Source organism: Pseudoclavibacter sp. RFBJ3 (assembly GCF_002931375.1).
In the GTDB taxonomy this organism is placed as follows: domain Bacteria; phylum Actinomycetota; class Actinomycetes; order Actinomycetales; family Microbacteriaceae; genus Pseudoclavibacter.
Map to the genome: position 1 here is coordinate 120741 of NZ_PSXZ01000005.1, position 19708 is coordinate 140448.

Genomic DNA, 19708 nt, shown 5'->3' on the forward strand with positions numbered 1-19708 from the left:
TGCTTCCACGCCCCTCGGCTACCGCAGCAGCTCCCTGATGTCCTCAGCCGAGAGTTCGGTGCTGAACAGCTCGTCGTCGTCGATGACGGCGTTGAAGAGCTTCGACTTGCGATCTTTGAGCGCCATGACCTTCTCCTCGATCGTGCCCTCCGCGATCATCCGGTAGACCATGACGCGACGCGCCTGCCCGATGCGGTGCGTGCGGTCGATGGCCTGCTCCTCGCTCGCCGGGTTCCACCACGGGTCGAGCAGGAACACGTAATCGGCCTCCGTCAGGTTGAGGCCGAACCCGCCCGCCTTGAGGCTGATGAGGAACACGGGGGCCGTGCCCTCCTTGAAGGAGGCGATGACCTCTGCCCGCTTCGTCGTCGCGCCGTCCAGGTACACGTAGGGGATTCCCTCCGCGTCGAGGCGCTTGGCGACGAGCTTGAGGTACGAGGTGAACTGGCTGAAGACCAGCGCCCGGTGCCCCTCGGCGGCGACGTCCGTGAGGTGCTCCAGCAGCGCGTCCAGCTTGCTCGAGGGCACTGTACCCGGCGGCATGCCGTCGAGGCTCGCCTGGATGAGCGCGGGGTCGAGCGCAAGGAGGCGCAGCAGTGTGAGCGAGCGGAACACGATGAATCGGTTCTTGTCGAGGTCCTCGAGCAGCCCGAAGAGCTTCTGGCGTTCGCGTTGCAGGTAGAGGTCGTAGAGCTCGCGGTGCTCCTCGCTGAGCTCGATGAAGAGCGTCTGCTCCTGCTTCTCCGGCAGCTCGGGGGCGACACGCTCCTTCGTGCGTCGGAGCAGGAAGGGGCGGATGCGCGCTCGCAGTCTCGCGAGGCGCTTGGCTCGCACCTCGGCGCTCGCGGGCTCGCTCAGCCCGGCACCGACGCCATCGCTCACGCCGTGCCGCTTGCCTTCGATCGTGCGCACGTACTCTTCCCCGAACCGCCTCGCCGAGGGGAACAGGCCAGGGGCGGTGATCGCGAGGAGCGCGTGCAGCTCGGTTAGCGAGTTCTCGAGGGGCGTGCCCGTGATGGCGAGCTTGAACGGCACCTCGAGCTCCCTCGCGCATTCGCTCACGAGCGAGCTCGCGTTCTTCACGAACTGGGCCTCGTCGAGGACGAGCCCCGACCATCCGGTGTCTTCGGCGACGCCGCGGTAGGCCTCGAAGTCGAGCCGGAAGAGGGCGTAGCTCGTGACGACGATGCTCGCTCCGTCGGCGACGTCCGCGACGCGGCGCCCTGAGCTGGCCTGGGTCGCGTCGATGATGCGCGTCGTGAGCTCGGGGGTGAACCTGGCGGCCTCCGACACCCAGTTCGAGACGACCGAGGTCGGTGCGACGACCAGCAGCGGCGCCGGCTCGCGCCCATCGGCAGCCTGCTCGCGTGCGTGCTGCACCAGGGCGAGGGTCTGCAGGGTCTTCCCGAGGCCCATGTCGTCGGCGAGGATGCCGCCGAGCTTGTTCCGCCACAGGAACGCGAGCCAGTTGAGGCCCTCCTGCTGGTACGGGCGCAGCGCTGCGTGGAGGCCCCGGGGAGGTTCGATGGGCGAGGGGGCGTCCTCCCGCAGCTCACGAAGCAGCTCGCGCCATTCGACGGCTGGCTCGGCCTCGTCGGCGAGGTCTTCGAAGTCGGACCAGAGGCTGGCGTGCCTTCGACTGATCTGCAGACGGTTCGGCTCCCATTCGTTCAGGCCTTGCGCTTCGCTGATGAGTTCGCGCAGCGGCTCGAACGCCGGGTGCTTGAGGGAGAGGTAGCTGCCGTCGATGAGCAGCAGTCTCGGCTTCCCGAGCGCGAGGGCCTTGAAGAGCTTCGTGAAGGGGATCACCTTGCCGTCGACGGTGACGGTGACCCCGAGGTCGAACCAGTCGTGCCGCTCGGTGGGCACGGTCGTGACGGTCAGGTTCGGGGCCCCGCGGAGCTCCCGGTAGGCGGGTGGCGTGCCGACGGTCTCGACGCGGATGCCCGAGAGCCGTTCCAGCAGCGGCAGGGTCTCGGCCGCGAAGCGCGCCGCCTCGATCTGCGAGAGGGTGACCCGAGCGGGCAGGGCTCCGGGGGAGTCGACGTCCTCCGGCATCCAGTCGCGCGGGAGCATGCCCTCCTCGAGCACGCTCGAGAGTGCGGGCGGTGCGGCGAGGGACCGAGGATTGGCCCATCGCCAGCGCAGCTCGATGCTGTGCCGGGGGCCGAACGTCGTGGTGAGGATGAGCTCGGGAGGTGTCGGCTCAGGGATGCGGACCGACGAGTCTGCGCTGCCCAGCCGCAGGTGCGCCGCGAGCTCTGGCAGGTGCGAGCGCTCGAATTCGTCGGCGTCGTCGCTCGGTACCGTGAACTCGGTCCTGCGGGCGCGTCCGGGGTCGAGGAGGGCCAGCTGCTGGCGGGAGAGCCTCGTGTCGCTCTTGGCGAGGCGGATGCGGTCGGGCTCGTCGGCGTCGAAGGCGTAGAAGCCGTGGTCGCCGACCGGTCGGGCCGTCTCGAAGTCGGCGGGCGCATCCCCGATGGTGAGGAGTGGCGCCACGGTCAATCCGCCCGGGGTCCGTTTGGCGTCGAGTGTGAGGCTCGAGCCGGCTTCGAGCGTGATGCTGGCGCGCTTGCCCGTGCCGACGAAGGCGATGTCCAGGCTGATGGCCTCCTGGAGCATCGTCCACATCACGGGGCTCTGCGCCTCGTCGAGGAAGAGCCATTCGCTGTCCTGGCCCGGTTCTGGCGGGCGCGCGGCTCGGTGCACCGCGAAGAACTGCGCGAACCACGCCTGGTGCCGCGGGTCGAGGTCTCGACGCCCGCGCAGGTGCTGCAGCTTCGCCCAGGTGAGATCTCCTTTCACCCACTTGCCGCGAACCCCCTGCATCACGGGTCGTGCCCCGAGCCGGAGCTCGTCGAGCGCCGTGGCCGCGCCGTCGTCGCCCGTGAACGCGCGGCGGGACGTGGGGCCGTTCCAGCGGTACATGGTGCGCGGGATGAGTTCACGCACTTCGAACTGCAGGGCAAGGGGCACGACTCGCTCGGAGGCGTGGCCCTCAACCGGGGCGGCAGGCTGCTCGAGGAGTCGCCCGAGTGCGCTGCGCCAGGACGCCTGCGTGGGACTCTCGCTCGGATTGCTCACCGGTGCAGTCTACGAACCACCACCCCCACCGGTCTTGCCTCGGCGCTTCGTGCGGCGTAACGTACAACCAAATGGTTACACAACAGCTCGGCCAGGACGACGTCAGCCGCATCTTCCAGGCCCTGGCGGATACGACGAGGCGCGACATCCTCACGCGCGTGCTCCGCGAGGAGCAGTCCGTGACCACCCTCGCCGAGGCCTACGCCATGAGCTTCGCGGCCGTGCAGAAGCACGTCGCCGTGCTCACGAGGGCAGGCCTCACGGCGAAACGGCGGCGGGGAAGGGAGCAGCTGGTCCATGCCGACCGGGCGACGATCGCCCAGACGACGCGGCTCCTCGAGTCCTACGAGCGGCTCTGGCGCGACCGAGCATCCCGCATCGACGCGCTCCTCGCCGACGACGACGAGAGCGCACCACCATCTCCGCGCGCCGACGCTGGCGAGCGGTGAACGAAGGAGAGAGCATCATGCCTGTCATCTCAACGCAGAAGGATCCGGATCAGCGCACGCTGACCGTCGTCACCGAGCACGCCGCGACGCCGGAGCGCGTCTGGAGGCTGTGGGAGGACCCCCGCCAGCTCGAGCGTTGGTGGGGTCCTCCGACCTGGCCGTCCACGGTCGACTCGTTCGAGTTCTCGCCTGGTGGCAGGGTCCTGTCGCACATGACGGGACCGGACGGCACGACGGCGGGGGAGTGGTGGGAGTTCGTCAGCATCGAACCGCACCACACGCTGTCGTTCGACAACGGGTTCGCGCACGACGACGGCTCACGCAACCTCGAGCTGCCCGTCATGCGCTGCACCGTCACGATCGAGGCTGCCGGCGACCTCACTCGCATGACCACCGTCTCCGTCTTCGCGTCTCCGGCCGACTTCGACAGCGTCATCGAGATGGGCATGGCGGAGGGCATGACGGAGGCCATGGGCCAGATCGACGCCGTCCTCGCCGGCTGAGAGTCGGCGTGCTCAGCACAGCGGCGCTCGTCGCGGCGGGAGGCCGCGACGAGTGCCGCGTGGGTGTCGGATCGGTCTCTGCCTACTTGTTGACCTTGCCGACGAGGTGCTCGCCGGCGGCGACGCGTTCCGCGTCGTCACTGCCGGGGATGACGTTGCCGCGCAGCGAGCGCCCGGCGGTCTCCTTGAAGGTCAGCACCGAGATGAGACCGATGAGTCCGGCACCCGCGAGGTAGAACCCCGGGATGAGGACGTTGCCGGTCTGATCGATGAGCCACGTGTTGGCCGAGGCCGCGGTTCCGCCGAAGATCGCCGTCGAGATGTTGTAGCCGATCGCGAAGCCCGAGTAGCGCACCGCGGTCGGGAACAGCGCGGGCAGCGTCGACGAGATGGTCGAGATGATCATGACGAGGAACAGGCCGAGGATGCCGAGGCCCGCGATCTGCGCGATGAGCGATCCGGTCTGGATGAGCATGACCGCCGGCACGGAGAAGACGGTGAAGCCGATGCTCGCGGCGATGAGCTGCGGCTTTCGGCCGATGCGGTCGGACAGCGCGCCGAACGGCACGATCACGGCCATCATGAGCAGCTGGATGACCACGAGCGAGAACGTCGATTCGGCGGTGCTCTGGTCGAGGGTCGTCGACAGGTACGTCGGCATGTAGGTCAGCACGAGGTAGAAGGCGACGTTGATGAGGATCACGAAGCCGAAGAGCTTCAGCACCTGCAGCGGGTAGTTCTTCAGCAGCGACACGAGGGCGCCGATGGCGGTCTGCTTCTCGCCGGGCTCCTGGGCGTCGTCGACGAACGTCTCCGACTCGCTCAGATGGCGCCGCATCCACAGGGCCACGAGGCCGAGGGGGAGCGTGAGCAGGAACGGCAGTCGCCACCAGCCCTCGAGCATCCCGTCGTCGCCCACGATGAAGGCGAGCGTGGTGCACAGGATGGCGGCGGCGCTCGCACCGGCGAGGGTGCCGAACTCGAGGAACGAGCCGAAGAAGCCGCGCTTGTCATCCGGTGCGTGCTCCGACATGAAGATCGCCGCACCGGCGTACTCGCCGCCGGCGGAGAAGCCCTGCAGCATGCGGAGCAGGATGAGCAGGATGGGCGCTGCGAAGCCGATCGAGTCGAACGACGGGAGGAGGCCGATCGCCGCCGTCGAGAGGCTGATCATGATGATCGTGAAGACGAGCACCTTCTGGCGGCCGATGCGGTCGCCGAGCGGGCCGAGCACGATGCCGCCGAGGGGGCGCACGAGGAACGAGACGGCGAAGGTCGCGAAGGTCAGGATGAGGGCGAGCGCGCCACCCTGGTCGTCGCTGAACGTGAAGAACAGCTGCGACACGTAGATTGCGAGATAGCCGTAGATGCCGTAGTCGAACCACTCGATGGCGTTGCCGATCGCGGAACCGGCGACCGATCTCCGTGCCGTCTTGCGTTGGATTGGTGTGAGGTCGATCTCGCGGGTCAGGGGTGCAAGGGCGGCACCGGGGCCACCTCTGCTGGACTGATCAGAGGACATGGGGGTGCTCCTTGCTGAATTTTCCACACGGGTGATGTCCAAGCACAGCGCGCGGACCTGGGTGTTACCGGGACGCCTCCGCGAGACGTAGCGCTATCAACGCGTATGCGCGCGCGGCGACGAGCAGCTCGTCGGTGCGGACCCGCTCCTCAGGCTGGTGCGCCTGCGACTTCACGTCACCCGGCCCGAGGATGACGACGGGGATCTCGTGGTGACGGGCGATGAAGCCGCCCTCGCAGGCCGCGCTCCACCCGCCGATGCTCGAGGAGCCGCCGGCGTCGGCGACAGCCTGCACCGCCGCGGCCGGCACCACGGAGTCGGGTGGCGTCAGGAACCCCGGCATGGCCATGTCGAGGTGGCCCGCGACGGTGATGCGCTCGGAGTTGAGCATCCCGCTCCCTGCGATGGCTGCGCGGATGCGCGTGAGCACGTCCTCGAGGATGCGTTCCGGTTCCTCGTCGGGGAGCACGCGTCGGTCGACGTAGAGCGTGCACTCCTCGGCGACGATCGACGTGCCGTGCCCGCCGGCGATCATGCCGACGTTCCAGCTGCCGGTGCCGATGAGGCCGGGGACGGCGGCGCTCTGCTGCGCGATGCGCCTGGCGTCGTCCTCGATGGCCTGCACCGCGATGGCGGCCGCGGCGATGGCACTGGCCCCGTCGGCCGGGTTGCCGGCGTGCGCCGCCGCGCCGCGCAGCGTGATGATGAAGTTCGTGGCGCCTCGGCAGGCGACGACGGTGTCGAGGCCCGTGGGCTCGGCGACGATGCACGCCGAATATGGCGCGATCTCCGCGTCGTCGTTCACGGCGAGGGTGGTCGGAGCGTCGGCGATGTAGCGGAGGGCGCCGGTCGCCGTGTCCTCCTCATCGACCGTGCAGAGGAGCGCGAGGCGGACCTCGGGGCGCTCGGTGTGCACCGCCGACATCGCCGCGACGACGGCCGCCAGGCCGCCCTTCATGTCGACGGCGCCGCGGCCGATGAGCATGCCATCGATGAGACGCGGCTCGAAGGGGTCGCCGAGCCAGCCCACGCCCGCTGGGACGACGTCGCTGTGCCCGAGGAAGAGGAGCGCTGGTCCGTCGCCACTTCCCAGCTCGGCGAGCAGATTGTGCCGCCCCGGGGCGACCTCGGTGAGCGTGACCTGAGCGCCCGCCCGCTCGCACAGCGACGTGAGGACCTCGACGGTCGCCGCTTCCGTCTCGCCAGGGTTCTCGCCGCGTGCCCTGATCAGCTCCGCCGTGTCGGCGACGATGCGCTCCAGGTCGAGCCGGGAGAGCGCCGACGCCTCCGTCTGGCTCACGCCGCTCATGCATCGCCCTTGACGATGAGCTCGCGGGGAGCGCGGGTGAGCACCTCGACGCCCGTCTCGGTGATGCGGATCGACTCGGAGACCTCGAAGCCGAATCCCGTCATCCACATGCCGGCGATGAGGTGGAACGTCATGTTGGGCTTGAGTACGGTCTCCTCGCCGGAGCGGATGCTCACCGTGTGCTCGCCCCAGTCGGGCGGGTAGCCGATGCCGATCGAATAGCCGAGTCGGGAGGCCTTGCTGAGCCCCTGCTTCGCGAGCTGGGCGTCCCAGGCCGCGACGGCGGCATCAGGGGTCTGGCCGGGGCGGAGCAGCTCGAGGGCCGCTTCGAACCCGTCGAGGGTCGTCGCCGCAACCCGCTGCAGCTCCGCGCTCGGGGGGCCGAGGCTCACGGTTCGCGCGAGCGGAGCGTGATAGCGGCGGTGCGCGCCAGCCAGCTCGAGGGAGACCGCCTCCCCGGCGACGATCTCGGCGCTCGACCACGTGAGGTGCGGCGTATCCGCCCCTTCCCCGGCCAGCATCATCGGCACGATCGACGGGTAGTCGCCCTCAGACGCCCCGACTCCCGCGGCCTGCGCCGCCTGGATCTCCGCGGCGACGTCGCTCTGCCGTCTGCCGCCGCGCAGCGCGTTGATGCCGACCGCCATCGCGTTGGAGCTCACGGCGGCCGCGGTCCGCATGAGCGAGATCTCCGCCTCCGACTTCACGAGACGCACCCAGTTGACCAGCTCCCCGCTGTCGACGAGGTCCCACTCGGGGAGGCGGCGCTGCAACGTCAGGAACGAGCGGACCGAGAAGAAGTGCGCCTCCGACTCGTAGCCGACGCGCATCCGCCGATCTGCCTGGCCCCGCTCCCGCAGCTCGGTCGCCGCCCAGTCCATGGGGTGCACCTCCGCCCGGTGCACGAGGCTCTCGGGGTAGCCGGCGACCTGCTCGCTCGGCAGCCAGGTCGTGTGGTGCGCGCCATGCGCATCCATCGCCCGCATGACGAGGAGGAGCTCACCCTCGGCCGGTACGTAGAGGAACTGCGGCATGTAGAACGACCAGGCGTTGTAGCCGGTCAGGTAGTAGAGGTTCGCCGGGTCGGTGACGAGCAGCGCGTCGAGGCCGGCGTCGCTCATGCGGACCCGAGTGTTCGCGAGCCTGACGTCGAACTCCTCGCGGCTGAAGTCTGCTGGCTGCGACATCTCGCTCCCTCTCTTGCGGCGGTCCCGAGAATCTACTCGCTCGCGGAGCCGGTCGAGTGCATGTAGTTCAATGGATGCGCGATCACTGCCCCGTCCGTCGCCCCGAGGAGCTCACGTGCCAGACAACTCGACACCAGAAGATCCTGAGAAGGACGGCGAGGTCGACTACTCGCAGCGCGACTACCAGGCCCCATCCGGCTACCGCGCCCCCGACTTCGTCTCGAAGTGGGCGGCGCAGGACAGCAGGGGCGACGAGCAGCGGCTGGAGGACGAGCGACGCGAGGCGGAGCGCGACGCCGAGGAGGCGGCCGAGGATCCCTACGCCGCTCCGCAGGAGCACACGCAGACCTTCGACACCCCGCCTGGGCTGCCCGACCCGCCGCGCACGCTCGAAGAGCTCGATGAGGCCATCAAACGCGATGCCGCCTCCCAGACGCCCGGATTCGTCGTGCAGGGCGGCGCGTCTGGCGAGGAGTTCACGCAGTTGGCCGACGGGCAGCTGGACCGGCAGGAGCTGCTGCAGCGTGTCGCCACCGACAGCAGTGCGCTCCTCGGGAACCGAGCTCGCGACGTGCAGCGGGCGGCGTCGGCTGGCGGGTCGGGGAGTATCGCCAAGCGTCTCGGAGACCTCGCATCCGCACCACCGAGCCAGATCCCAGGAGCCCCGGCCGCGGCATCGGCCTCGACGGCCGGAGGCGTGGCGACGGGCACCGCGAAGAAGAAGGGCGGGGGCGCCTGGTTCGGGCTCATCGCCGCGATCCTGGCCCTCACGTTCGCGATCTCGGGGATCTCGTTCATCGCCTGGGTGCTCATCGTGTTCGCGCTCATCTCGAGCGTCAGCCTCCTGCGCGCGGGTGGCGGGCGGCGGGCCGTCGGGGTCATCACCCTCCTCCTGACCGTCATCGCGCTCGTGATCCAGCTGATCGGGTCGACCGGCGGCTCGATCCGTGGCGCCGTGACCGAGCTGTCCGGCGGCACCGGCACCCTCGACCTCAACGGGACGGCAAGCGTCTCCGGCACCGGCAACGCGAGGTTCGACGTCGTCCTGCCGGACGGCGCCGACGACATCGGCCTGCTGCAGGTCGAGTTCGAGGGCGAGCAGCTGCGCATCTACGACGTCGACGCCGAGGGTGAGCAGATGGGCAGCTCCTCGATCAGCGCCTACTCCGACTACTCGGGCCTCGCCGTCATCAACGAATGGATGGACGACGAGTTCCGGGCCATCGACATCGAAGCGGAGGGGGAGTGGACCGTGACGCTCGTCTCCGTCGACACGCTCCCCTCGTTCGACGCCGAGTACTCGGGGACAGGCCAGGAAGTGCTCCTGTACGACGGCGTCGGGGGTGACGCGACCTTCACGTTCGAGCCCGACCAGAGCGTCACGATCGACACGTTCGGCGCAGACGGCTGGTACGAGAACATCAGCGAGGTGACGTCGCTCACGCGGCCGTTCGAGGCCGGCCCGACGATCATCCGCATCGAGCCGTACGAGGAGGAGACCACCTGGACCATCAGCTTCGACGGTGCAGCGCCGACGCCGACGCCGACACCCTGACTCGCGGCGCTCAGTCCTGCCGGCGATACCGCAGCTCGGGGCGCCCGCGCTTGCCGTAGACCGGCTCAACCTGGGCGAGTCCCCGCGCGCAGAGGTGGTCGAGGTAGCGACGAGCCGTGACCCGGGAGAGGCCGCAGCGCTCGGCGACCTCGAGCGCCGACTGCCACTCGGGGTGCAGCTGCGACGCGACGAGCTTGATGGTCGGCTCCGACAGCCCCTTCGGGAGCGGGCGGCTGCGGCCAGGCGGCTGCGCCTGCGCACCCTGCCTGTCGCCGCCCGTTGCCTGCGCGCCCGCCCGGCGAGCGAGCATCCCGTCGATGTCCTGCTGCCGCAGCGGCAGGGTCTGGGCCGGCGAGGACGCCAGGGGCGGAGCGACGGTGCGAGTGTCGCGGTAGTTGGCGAGGCGCGCCTCGAAGTTCGCCTTCGAGAAGGGCTTCACGAGGTAGTCGGAGATGCTCGCCGTCGCCAGCTGAGCGACCGAGAGCCGGTCGTTGGCCGAGGAGATGATGATGGCGTCGAAGGAGTCCCCGAGGAGGTGGCGCAGGCGACGCAGTACCTCGACGCCGCTGAAGTCGGGCAGGTGCACATCGAGCAGCACGAGGTCGATGTCCGTGCTCGCGGCGACCTCGAGGGCTTCCTCTCCGGTTCCCGCCACCGCCACGACCTCGAAGCCGTCGACGCCCGCGAGCATCCGCTCGTGCAGGCGCCTGACGGCGGTCTCGTCGTCGACGATGAGGGTGCGGATCGTGGTCACTGGTCCATCCTCCCAGTGCTCGCCGCTTCCGAATCCGCGTCAGCCCGCGTGCTCGAGTTCGGAAGCGTCGCGACGAAGCGGGCCCCGCCGAGCTCGCTGTCCGAGATGACGAGCGCACCGCCGTGCGCCTCGGCGAGGCGGCGCACGAGCCCGAGGCCGACGCCGCGAGGGATCTCGAGGCCGTCCCTCGTCTCGGTGGTCTTCGTCGAGAAGCCAGCCTCCGTGATCCGCTCGCGCAGCCCCGGAGCGATGCCCGGCCCGCTGTCGTCGACCTGGATCCGGAGTCCACCAGCCTCCTCTTCGACGGCGACGCGGACGACCCCCTGCTCGCCCTGCGCCTCGACGGCGTCGACGGCGTTGCGGACGAGGTTGCTGAGCGCGGTGGCGGCGTCGTCGCCGAAGGCGAGCTCCGTTCCCGCGCGGTCCTCGATCTCGACGTCGACCTGCAGCTGCCCGCCGTGCTCGCAGAGGCGCGCGCTCGCGGCGGCGAGGATGGCGCGGACACGCACCGGGGCGTCCGCGAGCATCTCCTCGAGAGCGGGCGCCGCGGCGAGCGAATCGACGGGCGTGAGCGTGCGGATGTAGTCGAGCGCCTCCTCGCGCTCGTCGACCTCGATGAGGCCGAACAGCACATGCAGGCGGTTGGAGAACTCGTGCGTCTGCTCGCGCAGCGCGGACGCCAGACGGCGCTGCGTCTCGAACTCCTGCGCCGCGACGGTGAGCTGGTCGAACCGGCGGCCGAGGAGGAGGGAGACTCCCGCGGCGCAGGCGAGACCGAACAGGCCCGCGCCGACAACCCAGGGGACGACCTGCCAGATGCGTTCCTCGAGCTGCGCCGAGATGGAGGATTCGAGGATGCCGACCGAGGCGGTGCCGACGACGACGCCATCGCGCCAGACCGGTACCTTCGCGCGCAGGGTGGGGCCGACCGTGCCGACCTCGGTGCCGACGAAGGTCTCCCCGCCCAGCGCGATGCTGGGGTCGGTGGAGACGAGCTCACCCCGCCGCTCCGGCACGGGGTGCGTGATGCGGATGCCCGCATCGTCGGTGATGACCACGTAGTCGACGCCTGCCGACTCGGAGACGAGGTCCGCCAGCGGCTGTAGCGTCGCACCGGCATCCGGGGACCCGACCGCCTCGACGACGGCGGGCAGCTCGGCGAGGCTCATGGCGACGTCGAGCGCGCGCTCCCCGGTCTCCTCGCGGATCGAGGTGTGCTGCACCTGGAGGGCGACGAGCAGGGTCGTGAGCATGCAGATCGCCACGATGGAGAACTGCACGGCGACGAGCGTGATCACGCGCGGGCCGCGCAGCGCCGTCAGGCCGCCGATCCGCGTTCTGCCCATCCCCGCACCCCCTCGTGTCCCGGCTCTCCGCGACGGTCCCGCGTGTCCACAAAGACCACAAAGGCCAGAACCCGCCGACGGTCACCGCCGGTGCAATCGTAGACAGAAGCGCAGACCAGCGCGGCGACAGAGTCGTTGCCAACGGAAGGAATACTCCATTGAGTAGAACAAGACTCCCGAACAAGCTGCTCACCTCTCTCTTCGCGATCGTCACGGTTGCCGTCCTCGGCTTCGCGGTTGTGGATGCGAGCAGCGCGGGTGCCGGAGCCTCGGCCAGGAGCAAGCTCACGATCATGGCCCCGGCAGCCCCGGGCGGCGGCTGGGACGCCTTCGCCCGCGAGGCGCAGCAGGCGATGCGGGCGAACGGCATCGTCAACAACGCCCAGGTCGTGAACGTGCCAGGCGCTGGTGGAACGATCGGCCTCAGCCAGCTCCTGCAGATGCAGGGCCGCGACGACCTGCTCATGGTGACGGGCGGCGTCATGGTCGGCGCGACAGTCCTCTCGAACACGGGGGAGTCCCTCGCGGACACCGTGCCCATCGCACGCCTCGCCGACGATTACAACGCGCTCGTCGTGCCGGCCTCGTCGCCGTACACCACCCTCGAGGAGTTCGTCGAGGGCATGAAGGCGGACCCGGGCAAGCACTCGATCGCCGGCGGCTCGCTCGGCGGTATCGACCACCTGCTCAGCGGCATGCTGGGCAAGTCGATCGGCGTCGACCCCAAGGACGTCAATTACGTCGCCTACTCGGGCGGCGGCGAGGTGCTCTCCTCGCTCCTCTCCAGCACCACCGCGGCGGGCCTGTCCGGCTACAACGAGTTCAGGGACCAGATCGAGGCTGGCACCCTCAAGGCGCTCGCCATCTCGGCTCCGGAGCCCGTCGAGGGCATCGACATCCCCACGTTCAAGCAGGAGGGCGTCGACGTCGCGATGGTCAACTGGCGCGGAGTGGTCGCCCCTCCCGGCATCGACGACGCGACGCGCGACGAGCTCATCGACATCGTCACCGAGCTCGAGAACAGCCCCGAATGGGCGGAAGCGCTCGACCGGAACAACTGGACGGACAGCTTCCAGCCCGGCACCGATTTCGAGGACTTCCTCGTCGGTGAGACAGATCAGGTCACCGCACTCGTGAAGGAGCTCGGACTATGAGCACGCTGCAGAATCCACGCGAGGCCCAGAGCCCGCGTGAGACGGACGGGCCCGGAACGGGCAGCATCTCGACCAAGGGCCGCTCGTGGTGGCATGGCCGCAGCGAGCTCGGCGTCGCCGCGTTCATCTTCGTCCTGGCCTGCGTCTTCGCTATCGGCACGGCCACCATGGATGTGCCGGCAACGGCAGGAGTCCCCGGCCCGCAGTTCTTCCCGACGATCGTCGTCATCCTCCTCTTCATCGTCTCCATCGCGCTCGCGATCACGGTCATCCGCAAGCCGGCCCGTGACGACGAGGACGAGGCCGGGCAGATGCTGGAGATGTCGCCAGAGCTGCTCGAGGACATCGGGCAGATCGACACGACGTCCGAGATCCGAGTGGTCACGGCCGCGGCGGGCGAGGAGCGCAAGAAGCGCACGGGCACCGACTGGAAGACGCTCGGCATCGTCTTCGCCGCACTCGCGGGAACAGCGCTGCTGCTCGAACCGCTCGGCTGGATCATCACCGCCGCCGTGCTGTTCTGGGTCGTCGCGTACGCCCTCGGCAGCAAGCGCCACCTCTTCGACATCGGAGTCGCGTTCCTCTTCTCGTCACTTGTGCAGCTGTCGTTCTCGGCGGGCCTCGGCCTCACGCTGCCGTCCGGAATCCTGAGCGGAGTCCTCCCATGGATCAGCTGACCCACCTCCTCGAGGGCTTCACCGTCGCCCTCACGCCCATCAACCTGCTGTGGCTGCTCATCGGCGCCGTGCTCGGCACCGCCGTCGGCGTCCTGCCCGGCCTCGGCTCCGCGATGGCCGTCGCCCTCCTCCTGCCCGTCACCTTCAGCCTCGACCCGACCGGCGCGTTCATCATGTTCGCGAGCATCTACTTCGGTGGGCTCTTCGGCGACTCGACGTCCGGCATCCTCCTCAACACCCCTGGCAACTCCTCGGCCATCGCCACGACGTTCGAGGGGCACAGGATGGCGAAGGACGGCCGGGCCGCCAAGGCACTCGGCACGTCGGCGATCGGCGCGTTCATCGGCGGCACCATCGCGACGGCGCTCGTCGTGTTCTTCTCGCCGTTCCTCGTCCAGCTCGCCACCCAGTTCGGCCCCGCCGAGTACTTCGCGCTCGCGGCGTTCGCGTTCGTCGCGATCTCCTCGGTCGTCGCGGACTCCGTGATCCGCGGCCTCATCGCGCTCGGCATCGGCCTCGCGATCGCCCTGGTCGGCGTCGACGGCCCGTCTGGTGCGGCCCGCTTCACGATGGATCTGCCGCAGTTCTTCGACGGCATCTCGATCATCGTCGTGACCGTCGGACTGCTCGCGATCGGCGAGGTCCTGCACGTCGCCAGCCGCATCCACCGCGAGGGCGGGCTCACGAAGATCCCCGCGTCCGGTTCGCCGTACCTCAACCTGCGCGAGTTCAAGCAGGCACTGCCCGCGTGGCTGCGCGGCACGGCCTACGGTGTGCCGTTCGGCGCGATCCCCGTCGGCGGGTCCGAGGTTCCGACGTTCCTCGCCTACGGCACGGAGAAGCGGCTCGCGAAGCGCCGCAACGACCCCGACTTCGGCACGCGCGGCTCCATCCAGGGTGTCGCGGCGCCGGAAGCCGCCGGCAACGCGACGGCGGGCACCGCGATGGGCGCGCTCCTCGCGCTCGGGCTCCCGACGTCGGCCACGGCGGCCATGATGCTCGCCGCATTCCAGCAGTACGGAATGCAGCCGGGACCGCTGCTCTTCGAGCGCAGCGGCGACCTCGTCTGGCCCCTGCTCGCGAGCCTCTTCGTGGGCCTCCTCATCCTGCTCATCATCAACCTGCCGTTCGCGGCGGTGTGGGCGAAGCTGCTGCTCATCCCGCGCCACTACCTGTACGCAGGGATCACGGGCTTCGCGATGCTGGGCGTGTACGCGATCGCCTCCTCGGCCGTCGACCTGTGGCTCGCGATCGCCATCGGCGTCTTCGGGTTCGTGATGCGCCGGTACGCGATCCCGCTCGCACCCGTGCTCATCGCGGCCATCCTGGGACCCCTCGCGGAGACCGAGCTGCGGCGAGCGCTCGCCGTCAGCGAGGGCGACCTCGGCATCCTGGTCGACTCGCCCATCACGATCGCCATCTACGTGCTCATGGTCGGGGCGATCGTCATCAGCGCCGTCCAGCACCTGCGCACCCGCACCCGCGAGAAGCTCATCCTGAAGGCGAAGACGGAAGCCGTCGCCGTGCAGGCCGCAGAGCGCGAGGATGCGAAGTAGGCGCGCTTCCTCGGAGGACACGCCGCGACGGGCGGGTGGATGCGCGAGAGCGCCCCACCCGCCCGTCGCGCTGCCCCCGTCCCGCGTTTGCCAGCCTGCTTCTGGCTGACTTCTCGCGCGCGGACGAGGGCGCGCATTGTGCCTGCCCGCCCACGACGATCCTGATTGCCGGTAGAGTGCTGTCGTTTGTGGGTGCCGTAGGCTGTCCGCAGCCGCATCAGTGCGGCGATACGCCCATCTGGGTGGTGCGCGGCGTGCAGTCGCACCCCGCTCCACGCGCGAATCCGCGCAGTCACCCCACGTATCTCAGGAGATGCCCCACGTGAAGACCTCGGTCGAACAGATCAACCCGACCCGCGTCAAGCTGACGATCAACGTAGAACCGGCTGAACTCAAGCCATACGTCGACTCGGCCTACCGCACCATCGCAGAGCAGATCCAGGTCCCCGGCTTCCGCCGCGGCAAGGTTCCGACGCCGATCATCGACCAGCGCGTCGGTCGCGCCGCGGTCCTCGACCAGGCGATCTCCGACGGACTCGACGTCTTCTTCAACCAGGCCGTCTCGGAGTCGGACGTGCAGCCGCTCGGACGCCCGAAGGCCGACGTCATCGAGACGCCGAACGTTGCCGACTTCTCCGGCGACCTCGTCGTCGAGGTCGAGGTCGACTCGCGTCCGTCCATCGAGCTCCCGTCGTACGACGGCATCAAGGTCGAGGTCGAGGCTGCAGTCGTCGACGCGGCTGACGTCGATGAGGAGCTCGAAGAGCTCCGCAAGCGCTTCGGCACGCTCGTCACGGCAGACCGCCCGATCGAGGACGGCGACTTCGTGACGCTCGACCTCATCGCCACGGTCGACGGCGACAAGGTCGACGAAGCCGAGGGAATCTCCTACGAGCTCGGCTCCGGCCAGCTCCTCGAGGGCACCGACGAGGCGCTCCTCACGCTCACCGCAGGCGAGGAGACCACCTTCCGCTCCACGCTGCTCGGCGGCGAGCACGAGGGCAAGGAAGCGGAGATCACCGTCACGGTGCAGTCCGTCAAGGACCGCGAGCTGCCCGAGATCGACGACGAGTTCGCGCAGATCGCGAGCGAGTTCGACACCATCGACGAGCTCCGCGCAGACCTCGAGACGCAGGCCAAGAGCAAGAAGACGTTCGCTCAGGTCGACGCGGCCCGCGAGAAGATCGTCGAGCAGCTCCTCGAGCTCGTCGAGATCCCGCTCCCCGAGACGCTCATCAACGACGAGGTCACGCGCCACCTCGAGCAGGAGGGCCTCCAGCCCGACGACGAGCACGGCGTCGAGGTCCGCGCAAACGCCGAGAAGTCGTTCCGCCAGCAGGTGCTCCTCGACGAGGTCATCAAGGCTGAGGGCGTCGAGGTCGAGCAGGACGAGCTCACGCAGTTCCTCATCCAGTCGGCAGCCCAGTACGGCATGGCTCCGCAGGAGTTCATCGGCGTGCTGCAGGAGAACAACCAGCTCCCCGGCATGATCGGCGAGGTCGCACGCTCGAAGGCGATCCTCTTCGTCCTCGACAAGGCCGAGGTCGTCGACACCAACGGCGAAGCCGTCGACATCTCCGAGTTCACGGTCGCCGTGCAGCGCGCCAAGGACAAGGCAGCAGCAGCGGAGGCCGAGGAATCGGCTGACGCCGTCGAGTCCGACGAGGTCGCCGCCGACGAAGCGAAGGACGACGAGGCCAAGTAGCCTCCCGCCCACTTCGCGAAGCGCCGCCGGCATCACGCCGGCGGCGCTTCGTGCATCCCCTGCCCTTTGCCAGGCACCGTGTGCCGTGGGCGAACAGGCCAGCGCTGGCCTCGTGGCTCCACTAGATTCGGTGACGACCGTTAGGGAAATGGAGCGACCGTGGCTGATATTCAACTGCCGAACAGCGTCTTCGACAGGCTCTTGAAAGACCGCATCATCTGGCTCGGGTCCGAGGTGCGCGACGAGAACGCGAACGAGATCTGCGCCAAGATCCTGCTGCTTGCTGCAGAGGATCCTGAGCGAGACATCTACCTCTACATCAACTCGCCGGGTGGATCGATCACCGCCGGTATGGCGATCTTCGACACGATGGAGTTCGTGCCGAACGACATCGTGACCGTGGGAATCGGCATGGCGGCATCGATGGGCCAGCTCCTGCTGACCGCAGGTGCGCCGGGCAAGCGCTACATCACGCCGAACGCGCGAGTGCTGCTGCACCAGCCGCACGGCGGATTCGGCGGCACGGCGAGCGACATCCAGACCCAGGCGCAGCTGATCCTCGACATGAAGGCTCGCCTCGCGTCGATCACGGCGCAGCGCACGGGCAAGAGCCTCGAGCAGATCAACGAGGACGGCGACCGCGACCGCTGGTTCAACGCCGACGAGGCGCTGGCCTACGGGTTCGTCGACCACATCCGTTCCTCGGCAACAGAGGTCACGGGCGGCGGCGGCACCAAGCGCGACGCCGAGTCCACGTCCGAGTCGGCAGAGTAAGGAAGCCAGAGCATATGAACACCCCATTTCTGACCGGCGGCTCGCCGGCAGGCGTCCAGACCCCGTCGTCGCGGTACATCCTGCCGACGTTCGAGGAGCGCACGGCCTACGGCTACAAGCGCCAGGACCCGTACGCGAAGCTCTTCGAGGACCGCATCATCTTCCTCGGCGTGCAGGTCGATGACGCGTCGGCGGACGACATCATGGCCCAGCTCCTCGTGCTCGAGAGCCAGGACCCGGACCGCGACATCACGCTGTACATCAACTCGCCCGGTGGCTCGTTCACGGCCATGACGGCGATCTACGACACCATGCAGTACATCCGCCCCGAGGTCTCCACCGTGTGCCTCGGCCAGGCGGCGTCGGCGGCTGCCGTGCTGCTCGCGGCCGGACAGCCAGGCAAGCGCCTGGCTCTGCCGAACGCTCGCGTGCTCATCCACCAGCCCTCCACCGGCGGTGCCGGCCAGGGGCAGGCATCGGACATCGAGATCCAGGCGCAGGAAGTGCTGCGGATGCGCACGTGGCTCGAAGAGGCGCTGGCGCGTCACTCCGGCACGTCGCTCGACAAGGTCAACCGCGACATCGAGCGCGACAAGATCCTGTCGGCCGCCGAGGCGCTCGAGTACGGCCTCATCGACCAGGTGCTCACGAGCCGCAAGGGCGCCGAGCCGGTCATCATCGACTAGTTCGATCCGACCGACTCGAACACGCTGCAATGTCCATGGCCGCGCCGGGGGAGTGCCCCTGGCGCGGCCATCCGGGCAATGTCGGTGGTTCGGGTTAGTCTTGGCAGACCGCGAAGGAGGTCCTCATGGCACGTATCGGTGAAAGCAGCGAGCTGCTGAAATGCTCGTTCTGCGCCAAGAGCCAGAAGCAGGTCAAGCAGCTCATCGCTGGTCCTGGTGTGTACATCTGCGACGAATGCGTCGAGCTGTGCAACGAGATCATCGAAGAGCGCATGGCCGATTCCGAGACCAGCGAGGTCAAGGACTTCGAGCTCCCGAAGCCGCGCGAGATCTTCGCGTTCCTCGAGGAGTACGTCATCGGTCAGGAGCCCGCGAAGAAGGCACTTGCCGTCGCGGTCTACAACCACTACAAGCGCGTCCGCGCGCTCGGCCAGATCACCTCGGCCGAAGACCGCGTCGACGAGGTGGAGATCTCGAAGAGCAACATCATGCTCATCGGCCCGACCGGGTGCGGGAAGACCTACCTGGCGCAGTCGCTCGCGAAGCGCCTCAACGTGCCGTTCGCGGTCGCTGACGCCACGGCGCTCACCGAGGCCGGCTACGTCGGCGAAGACGTCGAGAACATCCTCCTGAAGCTCCTCCAGGCAGCCGACTTCGATGTGAAGCGCGCCGAGACGGGCATCATCTACATCGACGAGATCGACAAGATCGCGCGCAAGGCGGAGAACCCGTCCATCACGCGCGACGTCTCCGGCGAGGGCGTGCAGCAGGCGCTGCTGAAGATCCTCGAGGGCACGGTCGCCTCGGTTCCGCCGCAGGGTGGCCGCAAGCACCCGCAGCAGGAGTTCATCCAGATCGACACCACCAACGTGCTGTTCATCGTTGCCGGGGCGTTCGCTGGGCTCGAGGAGATCGTCTCGCAGCGTGCTGGCAAGAAGGGCATCGGCTTCGGCGCCCCCTTGCACTCGAAGAACGACGACCGCGACCTCTACAGCGAGGTGCTGCCGGAAGACCTCCACAAGTTCGGGCTCATCCCGGAGTTCATCGGTCGTCTTCCCGTCATTACGACAGTGTCGCCGCTCGACCGTGGAGCACTCATCGACATCCTCACGCAGCCGCGCAACGCGCTCGTGAAGCAGTACCAGAAGATGTTCGAGCTCGACGGCGTCGAGCTCGTCTTCGACGAGGGTGCGCTCGAGGAGATCGCCGACCTCGCCGTGCTACGGCAGACGGGCGCTCGTGGCCTCCGCGCCATCCTCGAGGAGACGCTCGGGCCGGTCATGTTCGACGTTCCGTCCCTCGACGATGCCAGTCGCGTCGAGATCACTCGCGACGTCGTGCTCAAGAACGCGGCGCCGACGATCATCCCGCGGCCGGAGCTGCGCGCCGAGAAGTCGGCGTAACCGCCCCCGGTCGATCGAGGACGGCAGCGCTTTGTCGCGTCCCA

General features: G+C 68.8%; 15 protein-coding genes and 1 pseudogene. 10 read left to right on the forward strand and 6 right to left on the reverse strand.

The window, feature by feature from the left end; translation table 11 throughout:
• Positions 1-18 precede the first annotated feature (18 nt).
• Positions 19-3084 carry a DEAD/DEAH box helicase gene (locus C5E07_RS06775; RefSeq protein WP_104298887.1) on the reverse strand — a complete coding sequence of 1022 codons (3066 nt, stop codon included), beginning with the start codon at positions 3082-3084 and terminating at the stop codon, positions 19-21.
• Positions 3085-3155: 71 nt separating this feature from the next.
• Here C5E07_RS06775 and C5E07_RS06780 point away from each other — a divergent pair, with 71 nt between their 5' ends.
• Both C5E07_RS06780 and C5E07_RS06785 read left to right on the forward strand, forming a co-directional pair.
• The gene (locus C5E07_RS06780) at positions 3156-3533 is read left to right on the forward strand and encodes a helix-turn-helix transcriptional regulator (protein WP_104240760.1); all 378 of its coding nucleotides are present in this window, start codon (positions 3156-3158) and stop codon (positions 3531-3533) included.
• Positions 3534-3550: 17 nt separating this feature from the next.
• Positions 3551-4036: an SRPBCC domain-containing protein gene (locus C5E07_RS06785; RefSeq protein WP_104298988.1), complete on the forward strand. Its 486-nt coding sequence runs from the start codon at positions 3551-3553 to the stop codon at positions 4034-4036.
• A gap of 82 nt (positions 4037-4118) precedes the next feature.
• On the opposite strand, the gene C5E07_RS06790 is transcribed toward C5E07_RS06785, so the two are convergent.
• The 3 genes from C5E07_RS06790 to C5E07_RS06800 form a co-directional block, all read right to left on the reverse strand.
• A complete protein-coding gene (locus tag C5E07_RS06790) occupies positions 4119-5558 on the reverse strand; it encodes an MFS transporter (protein WP_104298888.1) in 1440 nt (479 codons plus the stop codon).
• Positions 5559-5622: 64 nt separating this feature from the next.
• Positions 5623-6867, reverse strand: a complete 1245-nt coding sequence (locus tag C5E07_RS06795; RefSeq protein WP_104298889.1) for a M20 family metallopeptidase — start codon at positions 6865-6867, stop codon at positions 5623-5625.
• The gene (locus C5E07_RS06800; RefSeq protein ID WP_104298890.1) at positions 6864-8054 is read right to left on the reverse strand and encodes a M24 family metallopeptidase; all 1191 of its coding nucleotides are present in this window, start codon (positions 8052-8054) and stop codon (positions 6864-6866) included. The genes C5E07_RS06795 and C5E07_RS06800 overlap by 4 nt, the downstream gene beginning before the upstream one ends.
• A gap of 115 nt (positions 8055-8169) precedes the next feature.
• Between C5E07_RS06800 and C5E07_RS06805 the strand changes: the two genes are divergently transcribed.
• Positions 8170-9609: a hypothetical protein gene (locus C5E07_RS06805; protein ID WP_104298891.1), complete on the forward strand. Its 1440-nt coding sequence runs from the start codon at positions 8170-8172 to the stop codon at positions 9607-9609.
• A 10-nt stretch (positions 9610-9619) separates the two neighbouring features.
• On the opposite strand, the gene C5E07_RS06810 is transcribed toward C5E07_RS06805, so the two are convergent.
• Positions 9620-10363 carry a response regulator gene (locus C5E07_RS06810; RefSeq protein ID WP_104298892.1) on the reverse strand — a complete coding sequence of 248 codons (744 nt, stop codon included), beginning with the start codon at positions 10361-10363 and terminating at the stop codon, positions 9620-9622.
• Positions 10360-11709: an ATP-binding protein gene (locus C5E07_RS06815; protein ID WP_104298893.1), complete on the reverse strand. Its 1350-nt coding sequence runs from the start codon at positions 11707-11709 to the stop codon at positions 10360-10362. Before C5E07_RS06815 ends, C5E07_RS06810 begins: the two co-directional genes overlap by 4 nt.
• Positions 11710-11867: 158 nt before the next feature.
• On the opposite strand from C5E07_RS06815, the gene C5E07_RS06820 reads away from it, so the two are divergent.
• The 7 genes and pseudogenes from C5E07_RS06820 to clpX all read left to right on the forward strand — a co-directional run bounded on the left by C5E07_RS06820 (position 11868) and on the right by clpX (position 19664).
• Entirely contained in the window at positions 11868-12863 is a 996-nt protein-coding gene (locus tag C5E07_RS06820; protein WP_181057859.1) for a tripartite tricarboxylate transporter substrate binding protein, read from the forward strand.
• A complete protein-coding gene (locus tag C5E07_RS06825; protein WP_104298894.1) occupies positions 12860-13540 on the forward strand; it encodes a tripartite tricarboxylate transporter TctB family protein in 681 nt (226 codons plus the stop codon). The genes C5E07_RS06820 and C5E07_RS06825 overlap by 4 nt, the downstream gene beginning before the upstream one ends.
• Positions 13528-15096: a tripartite tricarboxylate transporter permease gene (locus C5E07_RS06830; protein ID WP_104240768.1), complete on the forward strand. Its 1569-nt coding sequence runs from the start codon at positions 13528-13530 to the stop codon at positions 15094-15096. The genes C5E07_RS06825 and C5E07_RS06830 overlap by 13 nt, the downstream gene beginning before the upstream one ends.
• A 322-nt stretch (positions 15097-15418) precedes the next feature.
• A pseudogene (gene tig, locus C5E07_RS06835) lies at positions 15419-16827 on the forward strand (trigger factor); the annotation flags it as partial.
• 133 nt (positions 16828-16960) lie between these two features.
• Positions 16961-17575 (forward strand): ATP-dependent Clp protease proteolytic subunit, encoded by a 615-nt coding sequence (locus tag C5E07_RS06840; RefSeq protein WP_104240770.1) that lies wholly within the window; start codon positions 16961-16963, stop codon positions 17573-17575.
• 14 nt (positions 17576-17589) lie between these two features.
• Positions 17590-18261 carry an ATP-dependent Clp protease proteolytic subunit gene (locus tag C5E07_RS06845; RefSeq protein WP_104240771.1) on the forward strand — a complete coding sequence of 224 codons (672 nt, stop codon included), beginning with the start codon at positions 17590-17592 and terminating at the stop codon, positions 18259-18261.
• A 125-nt stretch (positions 18262-18386) separates the two neighbouring features.
• A complete protein-coding gene (gene clpX, locus C5E07_RS06850) occupies positions 18387-19664 on the forward strand; it encodes an ATP-dependent Clp protease ATP-binding subunit ClpX (RefSeq protein ID WP_104240772.1) in 1278 nt (425 codons plus the stop codon).
• Positions 19665-19708 lie beyond the last annotated feature (44 nt).